This window comes from Chitinophaga sp. S165 (assembly GCF_003182155.1).
Lineage (GTDB): Bacteria > Bacteroidota > Bacteroidia > Chitinophagales > Chitinophagaceae > Chitinophaga.
In genome coordinates this window covers 500406-513518 of the sequence record NZ_QGTG01000003.1, presented here as the reverse complement: position 1 = coordinate 513518, position 13113 = coordinate 500406, and the positions used below count along the sequence as shown (strand labels likewise).

10 protein-coding genes are annotated in these 13113 nt (G+C 47.3%); 6 read left to right on the top strand and 4 right to left on the bottom strand.

The features are described 5' to 3' along the window. Window positions 1-388 precede the first annotated feature (388 nt). The 3 genes from C7475_RS16555 to C7475_RS16545 form a co-directional block, all read right to left on the bottom strand. Window positions 389-1393 (bottom strand): carboxylesterase, encoded by a 1005-nt coding sequence (locus C7475_RS16555; protein ID WP_110054491.1) that lies wholly within the window; start codon window positions 1391-1393, stop codon window positions 389-391. Between the two features lie 68 nt (window positions 1394-1461). After that, window positions 1462-3972 carry a cytochrome c biogenesis protein CcsA gene (ccsA, locus tag C7475_RS16550; protein ID WP_233259879.1) on the bottom strand — a complete coding sequence of 837 codons (2511 nt, stop codon included), beginning with the start codon at window positions 3970-3972 and terminating at the stop codon, window positions 1462-1464. Window positions 3973-4056: 84 nt separating this feature from the next. Next, window positions 4057-4449, bottom strand: a complete 393-nt coding sequence (locus C7475_RS16545) for a cytochrome c maturation protein CcmE (RefSeq protein WP_110054490.1) — start codon at window positions 4447-4449, stop codon at window positions 4057-4059. 307 nt (window positions 4450-4756) lie between these two features. On the opposite strand from C7475_RS16545, the gene C7475_RS16540 reads away from it, so the two are divergent. From C7475_RS16540 to C7475_RS16530, 3 genes are all read left to right on the top strand, one after another. Beyond that, on the top strand, window positions 4757-5803 hold the full coding sequence (locus C7475_RS16540; RefSeq protein WP_110054489.1) for an agmatinase family protein: 1047 nt from the start codon (window positions 4757-4759) through the stop codon (window positions 5801-5803). Window positions 5804-5886: 83 nt separating this feature from the next. After that, window positions 5887-6477, top strand: coding sequence for a hypothetical protein (locus C7475_RS16535; protein WP_110054488.1), 591 nt, complete (start codon window positions 5887-5889; stop codon window positions 6475-6477). A 47-nt stretch (window positions 6478-6524) separates the two neighbouring features. Then, window positions 6525-7820 (top strand): radical SAM protein, encoded by a 1296-nt coding sequence (locus C7475_RS16530; protein ID WP_110054487.1) that lies wholly within the window; start codon window positions 6525-6527, stop codon window positions 7818-7820. Here the strand turns inward: C7475_RS16530 and C7475_RS16525 are convergent. Continuing rightward, window positions 7795-9048 (bottom strand): MFS transporter, encoded by a 1254-nt coding sequence (locus tag C7475_RS16525; RefSeq protein WP_110054486.1) that lies wholly within the window; start codon window positions 9046-9048, stop codon window positions 7795-7797. The genes C7475_RS16530 and C7475_RS16525 overlap by 26 nt on opposite strands. A gap of 150 nt (window positions 9049-9198) precedes the next feature. Here C7475_RS16525 and C7475_RS16520 point away from each other — a divergent pair, with 150 nt between their 5' ends. The 3 genes from C7475_RS16520 (at window position 9199) to C7475_RS16510 (ending at window position 13036) form a co-directional block, all read left to right on the top strand. Beyond that, on the top strand, window positions 9199-10083 hold the full coding sequence (locus C7475_RS16520) for a hypothetical protein (protein WP_110054485.1): 885 nt from the start codon (window positions 9199-9201) through the stop codon (window positions 10081-10083). A gap of 128 nt (window positions 10084-10211) precedes the next feature. Beyond that, a complete protein-coding gene (locus tag C7475_RS16515) occupies window positions 10212-11687 on the top strand; it encodes a DUF5723 family protein (protein WP_146217570.1) in 1476 nt (491 codons plus the stop codon). 62 nt (window positions 11688-11749) lie between these two features. After that, window positions 11750-13036, top strand: coding sequence for a folylpolyglutamate synthase/dihydrofolate synthase family protein (locus C7475_RS16510; protein ID WP_110054646.1), 1287 nt, complete (start codon window positions 11750-11752; stop codon window positions 13034-13036). The last annotated feature ends 77 nt before the right edge of the window (window positions 13037-13113 follow it).

The following is a 13113-nucleotide window of genomic DNA, read 5'->3' as shown; positions in this document are numbered from 1 at the left end:
GCAGAATAGCAGGATAACGGGAGTAGCAGGGATTATTTCAATGGCATCGCATATAACAAATTCGGGCATAGGGACACTGGCTATTGTTTTGGAGACCGGCCGCGGCGAGCATTCGGGTGGAAATCACTGGCCTTAGTTCTCTGAAGTATGCTGATGCGACGCACAAGGGGTTTAATAGTCCTACAAAGCCAAACCGTCCTTCAATGCTCAATACTTAGGAGCTTCAGAGAAGTACAGCCAGTGATTCTACCCGAACTGCGAAGCTAGAAGGTCAGCGCTAGAATCACCGTATGCCCTCATCCGCCAAGCCCAAAAGGGCGGAACTGCGAAGCTAGAAGGTCAGCGCTAGAATCACCTTACGCCCCATCCGCTACCCAAAAAGGAAAAACTACCTTACCGGCAACAACCCCAGCTTCCTCTCAGCAAACGAATCGATCGCTTTTTCGACAGATGGAATGTCTTTCCCTGTAAGATAGCATCCCATTACATGATTCCCCGCCTCCGGAATTGCAACCGCTTCTTTTAAAGCAGGCGGCGTGCCTAATTGCTTCTCCATGTCAAGAATTGCCGAAACCCTGACCGTCTGGTCCTGATGTTCCTTGTCTTTGAAATAATACAGGTTCAGGGCCGGTTGTTTAACGGAACGGAACACTGCCGGTTCCATGGTAGTCTCAATAAGGTTCTGTAACTCCACAACCGCTTCCAGACGATATTTTTCATACCAGTACTTATCCTCTTCCGGATTGTCGGGAACAGATTCCCGGTACTTGCCATGATGTACCAGCTGGGCCAGTTGCAAGCCCCATGGATTGTTCGCCAGGAAAGCCAGATCGTCATTGATAGCCACATTGGGCGACATATTAATGATCGCAAATACGTCGTTCGGATACGTAGCTGCCAGTTTCAAACCCAAGGTACCGCCGGTGGAACAGGTTACCAGGATCACTTTTTCGCCCAGCGCCTTACCGATACTCAATGCTTCTTTGGCATCCCGCCAGAGGCCTGTTGCCGTCATAGTCAGCAGGGGCTCGGAAGTATCCAGACCGTGACCGTCCAAACGGGAGAGGTACATGTTGCAGCCATACCTTTTGGCAAAGGCCTGGTGTACGGGATCGCCCTCTTCCTGACTGGCGGAAAAACCATGCAGGTATACCACGCTGTAAGGCGTTTTGTTGTGCAGGGTGTCAAACCACACAATGCGGGCTTCGTTGTCGGGCTTTAGTTTGTGATGGCTTTCCTTAACAGCGATATACTGTTCCAGAGCTGTGGGGCGTTGAGGTACGGCGGGAAGTATCGGATCGTACCGGGGTTTTGCGGGCCTCGGACCCAGGTAATAGGCAATCACGAGGATTGACACTATAATGAGGGTAATGCGCAGCCAGTTGCTTTTCATGAAAGGAGGTGTGTTATTTTAATCCGGGATACAGGATTATTCTGGCCCCTGTATCCCGGATCAAAATATTATGAAGGAATATTTTTTGCCTTATTCGCCTTCACTCTATATACTATGCTCATTACAAATCCGACGATCATAATCAGAATGCCGATCCATAATACATTGATGAATGGGAATATAAAGGCTTTCATCACAATATAGTCCTTAAATGTATCGGATTCCTTTACTCGTAATAGGATCTTTTTTTCTTTCGGCAGGATCTTGCTGAAGCTTACATACAACGACAGTGGTGCTACCGTATCAGGGATACTCATTTCCACGCTGCTATCGCGCAGACAGTATACAGGCAACAGGTTATACTGTTCGTTGTTCTTTGTAAATACTTTCAGTTGTGCACCTACCGCCAGATCATTTGCTTCTGCAGTATAGTTCTTGTTTTTCGGCTGCGGCTGTATCCCTTCCAGGATCATATAGCCGTTAGCGAAGAACACAGAATCGCCCGGCGCCACTTCATGAGAACTGTATTGAGCAGTATCATTAGCTTCGTCTTTAATAGGCACTGCGGTAATGTAAGTGAATATATCTTTCGTCAGATAATGCCTGGAATCAGGGTTCGGCGTTAACTGCTGCTGACCTTTATTACTGAGGAATGCATCCGGGTGCAGGGTAAATTTCTCGATGATATTCCCGTTAGCCGGATCACGACGCTCGTACCTTACGAGGTAATAGGTTTTTGCATCGCCCGGAGCAGTGGAATCGCCCGCATACGTTACATGGTAGTCGCCCATCTGCACGGGGAAGTTCCTGGGCAGCATCAGATTTTCACGCGGATTCTCCTTACTTTCTTTTCCGAAGAAACCACCGTCCAGCATCTTCATACGGTCGATAGAGATCACTTCGCGTTTAGATGCGGAGATCAGGATACCCAGCAACACCATACCAAAACCGACGTGTGCGATGGAAGCACCTGCCATTCTCAGTTTACCTTTCTGACCGATGAATATGTATGAAGCATTACCGATGATAGCATATACGCTACAGAACAACATGATGTAGATAGCTACCAGGAAACCGGCGCCATAGGCATCGTAGTTCATATTTCCGAAGATGCCGATCAGGCCTGTTATTACAAGGCTTAAGATAGTCGGTATCGCTATTTTTTTAGTGAAGAAGCCTTTTGGCGTATCCTTATATTTCAGGTATTGAACAACAGCGGTCAGTAGTCCCAATACTATGGCGATCCAGATCTGGATCTTATTGTAATGGAATACGCTGTCGGACGGCGGTGCAATATCCTGCTCAAGATTCAGCAGTTTTTTGATACCCAGTCCGTTAATGATCTTGTTCCATACCGGGATGGAAGTCGTGAAGGTGATCTGTATAGCGGCGATCATCAGGACCAGTGATCCGATAAACAGCCAGAACTCACGTGAATATGAACTCTCTTCTTTTACGATGGAAGGAATTTCTTTTCTGCGGATGATCAGCATCGCAAAACCCGGTACTATGAATACCACCATGTACAGCAGCAACTGGCCGCTCATACCCAGGTCGGTGAATGAGTGTACAGAAGTATCGCCCAACACGCCACTACGGGTGAGGAAGGTAGAATACAGGATGAGGATGAAGGTGATCAGGAAAAAGAAGAAGGTGGACTTCAGCGCATGCCCTGAGAATTTAAATGCCAGCAGGGTATGAATACCTGCTACCAGTGTTAACCAGGGCACTAAGGAAGCATTTTCTACCGGGTCCCAGGCCCAGTAACCACCGAAGGTCAGCGACTCATACGCCCAGGCGGCGCCCATCATAATACCGGTACCCAATATCATGGCGGAGAACAGAGACCAGGGCAATGCCGGCTTTATCCACTCTTTATAATCGCGGGTCCATAAGCCGGCAAATGCGTATGCAAACGGAATGATGGTAGAAGCGAATCCCAGGAACAGTACCGGCGGGTGAATCACCATCCAGTAGTTCTGCAGGGAAAGATTCAGACCATTACCGTCCGTGATAAAGTCGAGGTAATTGGCGTTGGAAACCCAGGGCAGTCCCAGGTTCTCTTCTGCCTGACGCAATAAGAGGAATGGATTGCTGCCCACGCGGTAACCTAATATATAGATACCGATCAGCATACTGCCCAGACAAACCTGTGCGAAGGACAGGACGGTCATAACAGGCGCTTCCCATTTCTTACCTACACGTAACAGCAGGAGTCCCAGTACGCTATGCCAGATGGACCATAAGAGGAAGCTGCCTTCCTGGTCGGCCCAGAAACTGGACAGGAGGTAACTTACCGGCAGATCGCGGGAAGAGTTCCTCCATACATATTTGTATTCGAAGTAGTGATTATATAAAGCGTAGTAAAGGCTACCGAAGGTGGAGAATACGGCCAGGGCCTGTATGATGAAAGCCCAGCGGGCTAACTTCTTCCATGATTGTTTTAACAGATCCTCTTTGGATTGCACCGACATGAAATAGCTGACAGTAGCTACCATAGATGCGATAAATGCCAGTACTGCTGAAAAATGTCCTAACTGTCCGGGCAACAGGTGTTCCCCTATATAATTTGTATTCAAAACCTGCTAGTATGAAAGCCCACGGATGGCTGTCCATGGACGATAGAATGAATAATGTTGTTGCATGATATTCCGGCCGGCCGCTTATGCTTTACCTATAGCTACCTGGTCATTCTTATATTTAGACGGGCACTTCATGAGTATCTTGCTGCATTTGAACTCACCGTTTGACATTTTACCTGTCAATACAACGCTTTCCGCTTTCTCAAAGTCGGTAGGCTTGGTACCATAGAATACGACAGGTCTGGTTTCTCCGGTTTTATCAATTACATGGAAACGGAACAGGTTAGCGTCTTTTTCCGGATTGTATTCCAATACTTTAGTAGTATCCAGTTTTCCGATCACCTGGAATTCTTTTCCTTCTTTCTGTCGTGCGGTGGCAAAAGTCTCGTAAGTACTGAAATCGCCTGCTACAGTCACAATTACTCCAATCGTTACAGCAATGAGTATCAGCAGGACAATGTTAGATTTCTTCATATCGCAAATAATTCAAATTCTTCCTGTTAAGCATTCCTTTTAACCCGAAAAGCCGTATATATTAAAATACGTCTTTGTCAACCGCAAAATTACACCAAAATGCACTTCAAGCACATTTTTTTACATAAAAGAACACATGATATTTATCATAAAAACAGCTGATTCCATGCAGACGCGGCTGTGCGCGCTATCCTATGGCCGATGGTTCATAAATTACTATCTTTGCGCCGGAAAAATCGTTTTATAGACGGTTTGCCCCTACGACGGGTCGCCTCCGGGTGGCCTCTTTTTATCAAATTACATTATCATGGCGGATTTATCTCAATTTGATCCCAATTCGGTCAGCCTGTTGTCTAACAACATATTCGGGCTGCCAACAACCGAGCAAGATGCGAAACTGGTACTGTTGCCTGTTCCCTGGGAAGTGACTGTTTCTTATACCCACGGCACAGCCAGAGGTCCGGAACAGATCTTTAAGGCCTCCCACCAGGTGGACCTTTACGATTCAGATGTAAAAGACGGATGGAAATGCGGCTTTTTCATGCGCAATGTTGACAAACAAATGCTCTTGCGCAGTGACTATCTCCGGAAAGAAGCAGAACTTTATCTCAAATTCCTGACCGAAGGCGGTGACATCAGTGAGAATGAATTCCTTAAGAAGACACTTATAGATGTAAATAAGGGTACGGTCGCCATGAACGAATGGGTGTACCGTCAAACAAAAGAACTACTCAGAAACGATAAACTGGTGGCGCTGGTAGGTGGCGACCACAGTACACCCCTCGGCTTTTTTAAGGCCATCGGCGAGCACAAAGGCGAATTCGGTATCCTCCAGGTAGATGCTCACTGCGATCTCCGCGATGGATACGAGGGCTTCCAGTATTCTCATGCCTCTATCATGTTCAATGCTATCAAGGAGGTACCTCAGCTGACCAAACTGGTACAGATCGGTATCCGCGATTATTGCGAAGAAGAATTAGACTATATAAATAACAGCAATGGCAAAGTGGTGACCTTCTTTGACAAGGATATAAAAACCCGTCAATATGAGGGAGACACCTGGAAGATGATCTGTGATGATATCATTGCTACATTGCCGGAGCAGGTGTATATCAGCTTTGACATTGACGGACTGGACCCTAAGTTGTGTCCGCATACAGGTACACCGGTAGCTGGCGGTTTTGAAACAGAACAGCTGTATTATCTCTTCCGGAAAGTAATAGCCAGCGGCCGCAAACTGATCGGATTTGATCTGAATGAGGTAAGTACATCAGTAAGTGAATGGGACGCAAATGTAGGCGCACGTGTACTGTTCAAGCTGTGCAACCTGCTGGTACATTCCAATAAAGACTAATAGCCAGGGGCCTGAAGTAAATGCTGATGGCCTGTTAAATGATACCATAAGATTAATAAGCCCGACTGTTGATCAACGACAATATGAAACAATATAAGATCCGGATTTTACACCCTAATGCGGTAACACGCCTTCGTTTGCAACCAGTGATGCATGGACTGGCGGGAATACTGTTCCTAATGAATGGCATAGGCGTATACAACAGCGCCACTCCCAACTGGAGCATGGCTATTTTCTTCATCCTGCTGGGCCTGGCCTCTCTGGTCTTCCCTTTTATTATGAAGCGTTTCCGTAACATACAGTCGGCCAATACCCTGATGCGTATGGTACAGGCATTTGTGAGCCTCACAGGCTGTCTCTATTTCCTGAGTCATATGCAGCCGCTCATTGCCGTCCTGCTGTTCCTGACAGGTATAGCCTCCGCTTATATCGGATGGGCGGAATTTAAGATCTTCCAGCCTTGTTTTGTGAAGATAGATATGATGGGGTTACAGCTGCCGGGCACCTTTTCAGACAAGCTGATTGGCTGGAACCAATTGAATAACGTAATTTTGCGGGATGACCTGCTCACTATAGACTTCAAAAACAATAAAGTATTGCAGCTTGAAGTGCTGGATGAAACAGGCGCCGTAACAGCGGATGAAATGAACGCATTTTTCAGAAGCAGACTCTGATACATGCGTGGGAATATTACCAACTCAACAAGAAACGATCTGATCATTTGAAACAGTCTCCATACATACTTTACTCTGACGGGAAAGGCAACATCTTTGAAGATACGACCATGATCACCACCGGCCGTAGTGGCTGGGATGCATGGCCGATTGAACCTGACGAATGGATAGAACTGCCGGAAGGCGGTTCCCTGTACGAACTGCCCGGCCGCCGTGGTATAGGTTTAAACGCTAAAACCGGCGAAATGGGCTTGTGCGATAAAGGATGGGCAGTTGCTGCCTTTATTCCTCCCGCACATACCGGTTTTTACCTGGCTGCGTACGAAACAATGCCGGATGCTCCTACCCTTCCCCTGTTCTGCTATACGGCAGTAGGTTGGCTGGATGGAAAGTTCTACGTACCTGCTACCAGAATTGAACAGGACATACGCCAGGAATGCGCCGGTTTCGACGATAAAAAAGTGAAACAGGGCGTAAACCAGTTACTGGAAGCATATCCGCATAATCGCCTGGTGAAACACCTGGCCGATAACTGTGCACTGACCTATCATTGCCCTGCTGCCCGTAACTACTTTATGGGCCGTTGGGAATGTCCCATACCATCTTCCCCGGCCTGTAACGCCAACTGTATAGGTTGCATCTCTTTCCAGCCGGAAGAGGAAACCATTGTGTCCACTCAGGACCGCCTGCGCTTCAAACCAACGGCGGAAGAGATCGTGGAATACACTGTTCCTCACCTGGAAACAGCCCCTTTCCCGATCGTAAGTTTCGGACAGGGTTGCGAGGGCGAGCCTTTGCTGATGTGGGAAACCATCCGCGATTCCATTATTGAGATCCGTAAACACACGCCTAAAGGCAGCATCAATATCAATACGAACGGCAGCAAACCGGATGCGGTACGTGAGCTTTGTAAAGCAGGGCTGAACAGCATTCGTGTAAGTACCAACTCCGCACAGGAGAAGTTCTATACACCATACTACCGCCCTAATAACTACGTGTTTGAAGATATCATCGAGAGCCTGAAAGTGGTACGTGAATTCGGCGGATGGACAAGTATCAACTACTTCACCTTCCCCGGTATGACCGACAGTGTAGATGAATATGAAGCGCTGCGTAAACTGATCAGGGATACGGACCTGCAAATGATCCAGTGGAGGAATTTCAATATTGATCCTGACTGGTACCTGGGCCGCCTGGGTGTGACCGAAGTGGGCGATTGCCTGGGTATTAAACAGTTACAGGAACTCATCCATGAGGAATTCCCTCACCTGAAATACGGATATTTCAATCCTCCGATTGAAAGGATCAAGGGAGACTTTACCCAGGACTTTGCACACTTTTAAGGGTCTCCACGCGACTATTGGCGATCACCTTTTTGTATAAGAAATAGAAGCCGGCGCCTGTGCTGATGCACAGGGCCGCCGTGCAATACCACCAGGCTGAAAAGCCCATATGCCCTACCATGTAAGCCCCGAGAGTAGGCGCACTTACACTTGAGATCGAAAATGCCATTGTATATAAGCCAGCGTATTGTCCGCGGTTATGTTCACTACTACGATGTGCGAAAAATGAATTCATAAAAGGAATACTCAGCATCTCTCCTATTGTGAACAGCAGGATAAAAATTAATCCGGCTGCAGCTACAGGCGGCAAAATATTAAAGCTCAGATATCCCAGTCCTGCCAGCACAACACCCCGTGTGATGAATTGAAGGTTATGCATCCTTCCTTCCAGTTTATATACCAGTACCATTTCAATGAACGCCACGAGCAGACCGTTCAATCCCATCAGCATCCCAATGTGTGCTTCTTCCATATGCACGACAGATTTCAGGTATAATGGCACCATCGTGGACAGTTGCAGAAAACCAGTTGTAAATACGGTGATCAGGGAAATAAAAGCCAGATAGACCCAGTCTTTATATACACTGGGAACACCGGGTTCAGTAACCTTGCAGTCCGGCGCAGGCTTTTCCTTAGGTTTGATCTTTACAGGAGGCAGCAGGAAACGCATCATTGTTATGGCTACAATACAGCTCAACCCATCTACCCAGAATAACAAATGATAACTGTATCCTGCCAGTATGCCACCCAGGGCAGGCCCTACAGACCATCCCAGGTTAGAAGCCAGTCTGTTTAAGGAATAAGAACGAGTACGGTTCTCAGGAGTACTATAGTAAGCGGTAGCTGCAACGTTGGCCGGCCTGAAGGTATCGCCAACGCAGCTGAGCACGAATATGCAAACGCAGAATTGCGGTAAGGTCCGCATCTGACCTAATACCAGGAAGATCAATCCCTGCAGCATCAGGCTCCAGAACTGCACCGGATAAAAACCGATCTTATCAGATAATTTTCCTCCGATAAATGATCCGCAGATAGCGCCGACACCAAAACAAGCCATCACGATGCCCGCCTGCTGCACAGTGAAGTGCAGCTGCTGCGTGAGATAAACTGTCATGAAAGGAATGGCCATCGCACCACTGCGATTGATCAATAAAACAACCGCCAATAACCAGGTAGAAGGAGATAAGCCGGCATATGCTTTTCTGTACAGAGAAAAAATGAGTGACATCGTAAAACTCTAAGGGAATACAAAAGTAGTTCAATAAACTTGATGCCAGCAATAATAATTGGCACAGGTAATCAGTTATTAATGTAATAATGGAGCATTTCCAGACTGGGGGAAGATGTACACTTTAAAAAATATCCTTACTTTTGGTGTATGCCGAAAAAAGAAGACAATACAGACAAGAACTTAAAAGCAGTTGGCGCCACGATTGCCGTACACGCATTAGTGTTAGTTGTGCTGCTCTTGGCAGGCTTCTCTGCCCCACCTCCGTTACCGGACCAGGACCTCGGTATGGAGGTAAATCTCGGTACTTCAGATGAAGGTATGGGAGAAGAACAACCGCTCAATCCCAATCCACCTACCAGCGGTGAAGCAAGTGCATCCACTCCTGAAAATGAGCCTGTTCCATCGGCAGACAATGCTACACAGGAAGATATAGCGACCCAGGATGATGAAGAAGCCCCTGAGATCACTAAACCGGAAAAACCGGTGGAGAAACCCAGGGAAACTCCCAGGAACCTGGAACCGCAACCTTCTAAAACACCTCCTAAAAAGTCAGATAATCCTCCGGCGCCCGTACCACCTGCACCGAAGCCTAAAGCCGTATATAGCGGTGGCAGCTCCAGCGGCAGCAATAGTGGTAACAATGCCCAGAGCAGCAATAACTCTACCGGAGAAGGAAATACCGGTAAACCCGGCGACCGTGGCCAGATCAATGGTAATCCCGACGGTGGTGGCTATACCGGTGGCGGTTTGGGCGGCGGACGTTCAGATTTCCGCCTTAACGGACGTACATTGCTTAGCAAACCGTCCCTCACTTATGAAGGTGATGAATCAGGTTATATTGCCATCAATATCAAGGTGGACAGACAAGGAAATGTTATCGCAGCCTCTCACTCCCTGAAAGGGTCTACGCTGAATAACTCCCGCCTGATCGAAATTGCCAAAAGAGCTGCAAGCCAGCTAAAATATAACGTTAACGCCGATGCTCCTGAGGTGCAATTCGCACTTATAAGATTTTATTTTAAAGTACAATAATATATTTAAATATATTTGCATAGGAAAAGACTACTGTCTTTTCCTATTTCTTTTGTACTGCCCGCCAATAAACGGCCAGGTTTTTGCGTTATTGGGGGAATAACCGAACTGCCAACTAATTACTGTATATGCCATTTAGAGCAATGCTTTTAAGAGCCTTCAGCTTGTTATGTGTTACTATCGCCATGTCTTTATCAGGCGCATTCAAGGCTCAGGCACAATTTACTTTAGGGGGATATTCCAATAGCCATTATGCCGGCATACACGGTGTTCCCAACAATCCTGCTTCCGCAGCTGGTACCCATTATAAATGGGATGTTAATATTGCCGGGATCAACGCTGCTGCCGGAAATACGTATATCCGTTTCCCGCGCTCCATCCTGCTGCATCCACCGGATTCACTGGAAGCGCTGCAAAAGAACCGTGACTATTTCCTGGACAGTGCAGCCAACGGCAAACAATTTGGCTGGGGTAACATGGACATCATGATGCCTTCCGTATTATATTCTATAGATGAACTGCAATCGGTAGCTTTTACCTGGCGCGTCCGCGCAATGGCCAACGGTGGTAACGTTAGCACAGATGTAGCCAACTTCTTCGCACAGGACTTTCCTAATCCGAACCTGGTAAATCGCCGTTATGATATGGAAATCGCCAATGGCAGCTTCCATTGGTGGAATGAATTTGGATTCACTTACGCCCGTGTGCTCAAAGATGATGGCTCTAACGTGCTGAAAGGAGGCGTTACACTGAAGTTATTATCCGGTGTTGCTGCCGGTTATGCACAGGTAGATAATGCTACCTTCGTAATGAACTCCACCAGCAGCGGTGAGATCAATTCCGGTACGCTGAAAGCAGGTTATAGTGAAGGCATCGCCAACTGGGAAAGACCCAACGCCAGCAACTATAAAGTGTTCGGTAATATGGGCCTTGGTATGGACGTAGGCGTGACTTACGAATGGCGCGAACAGGTAGATGGCCTGACAGGTTATGACGATACACAATGGAACCCTGAAGCTGACGATTATAAACTGCGTTTAGGCCTGTCCATTACAGACCTCGGTGCTATCACCTATAAAAAGGCTCCTAACGTTACAGACCTGGACCTGCGTACAGAAGACGTTAATCCGAACGATCTCCATCTGCGCAATGGCGAAAGCTGGCAGGCATACTATCGCCGTATCCAGACTTACTTTACGCCAACAGCATCCAGTGAGAAATTCCGTATGAACACACCTGCCGCACTGAACCTGATGGCAGACTATAATATTGACGGCCGTTTCTTCGTGAACGCGACAGGTAAGATGGCACTCAACGCCGGCAAATTTGATCCGAGCAAAACGTACGTGATATCCTATTTCCAGGTAACACCGCGTTACGATTCCCGTTACATCGGTGGTTACCTGCCACTGTCAGTAAACAGGAATGGTCAGTTTGACGCTGGTCTCGGCCTCCGCCTCGGACCGCTGGTGATAGGATCATCCACTATGTTGTCTAACCTGTTCCAGAAGAACAAGAACCGTCTGGATGGCTTCGTTGCGCTGCGTATCATTCCGATCAAACGCGGTGAAGGCAAAGTAGGATGCCCTGCTACCCAGTTCTAAATTATATTTACTTTGGTGATGCCGGAACAAATTTTACATTTGTTCCGGCATCATTATTTTATATGACTTACCAGGAAACACTCGACTATCTATATCAGCAACTGCCCATGTTTACGCGGGTAGGTGTAAGTGCCTTTAAGAAGGACCTGCATAATACGATCGAATTATGCAATCATCTTGGCAATCCTCAACATCAGTTCAAATCTGTTCATATAGCCGGCACAAACGGCAAAGGCTCCACCAGTCATATGCTGGCAGCGATCTTCCAGCAGGCCGGATATAAAACAGGCTTATATACCTCCCCTCACCTTCTCGACTTCCGTGAAAGGATCAGAATCAATGGAGAGATGGTGCCGCAAACTTTTGTTACAGAATTTGTAGAGCAGCTGAAACCTACGATCGAAACACTCGAGCCTTCATTCTTCGAATTGACAGTAGCAATGGCCTTCCAGTACTTTGCGCTGGAGCAGGTAGATATTGCCATCATTGAAGTAGGCCTCGGCGGCAGACTTGACAGCACCAATGTCATCACGCCCGAGCTTTCTGTTATTACGAACATCAGCTATGACCACATGCAGATACTTGGCAACACCCTGCCGGAAATCGCATCTGAAAAAGCGGGCATTATCAAACAAGGTGTACCTGTCGTCATTTCTGAGACACAATCTGAAATCGAATCTGTCTTCAAAGATAAAGCCGCTTCGGTGCGTGCACCTATCCATTTCGCTGACCAGGAATGGCTTGTACAGCAGTCTGATTTCTCTGAAGGTCATTTGCACTTAGGCTTGCAGCATACGCATAACGGCGATCTTAAAACCATCCGTACTGACCTTACCGGTCAATACCAGTTGAAAAATATCATGGGGGTTCTATCAGCCGTAAAAGTGCTGCAGAAAGCGGGATGGGAACTGCCGGAGCAGAAAGTAATGACAGCGCTTTCCCATGTAAAGAAACTTACCGGCCTGCGTGGCCGCTGGGAGATCATTTCCCGCGATCCGCTGACGATCTTTGATGTAGGACATAACCAGGCGGGTATTACGGAAATCGTACAGCAACTGGAGCATATGGTGTACCGGCACCTGCATATTGTAACCGGTTTTGTGAAAGATAAAGAAGTAAGTAAAGTATTACCGCTCTTTCCTCCTGCTGCGACTTATTATTTCTGTAAAGCGCAGATACCGCGTGCCATGGAAGAGAAAGAACTGGCGGAAGCTGCGCATCAGCACGGGTTACGCGGGCATGATTATGCAACTGTGCAACAGGCGTATCAGGCTGCGAAGCAGAATGCGCATAAAGATGATATTGTACTGGTGTGCGGGAGTTTCTTTGTTGTTGCAGAGGTGATGTAACCTGAAACCGTCCGCTACTTAGTGACATAAAATAATAGCGAGGGCGCATCATAATTGTGATGCGCCCTCGCTGTTAT

Coding starts and splice junctions, on each gene's coding strand:
- C7475_RS16535 (WP_110054488.1), top strand. CDS start 5,887: ATGAAACAATATAAGATCCGGATTTTACACCCTAATGCGGTAACACGC.
- C7475_RS16540 (WP_110054489.1), top strand. CDS start 4,757: ATGGCGGATTTATCTCAATTTGATCCCAATTCGGTCAGCCTGTTGTCT.
- C7475_RS16525 (WP_110054486.1), bottom strand. CDS start 9,048: ATGTCACTCATTTTTTCTCTGTACAGAAAAGCATATGCCGGCTTATCT.
- C7475_RS16515 (WP_146217570.1), top strand. CDS start 10,212: ATGCCATTTAGAGCAATGCTTTTAAGAGCCTTCAGCTTGTTATGTGTT.
- C7475_RS16545 (WP_110054490.1), bottom strand. CDS start 4,449: ATGAAGAAATCTAACATTGTCCTGCTGATACTCATTGCTGTAACGATT.
- C7475_RS16520 (WP_110054485.1), top strand. CDS start 9,199: ATGCCGAAAAAAGAAGACAATACAGACAAGAACTTAAAAGCAGTTGGC.
- C7475_RS16510 (WP_110054646.1), top strand. CDS start 11,750: ATGACTTACCAGGAAACACTCGACTATCTATATCAGCAACTGCCCATG.
- C7475_RS16555 (WP_110054491.1), bottom strand. CDS start 1,393: ATGAAAAGCAACTGGCTGCGCATTACCCTCATTATAGTGTCAATCCTC.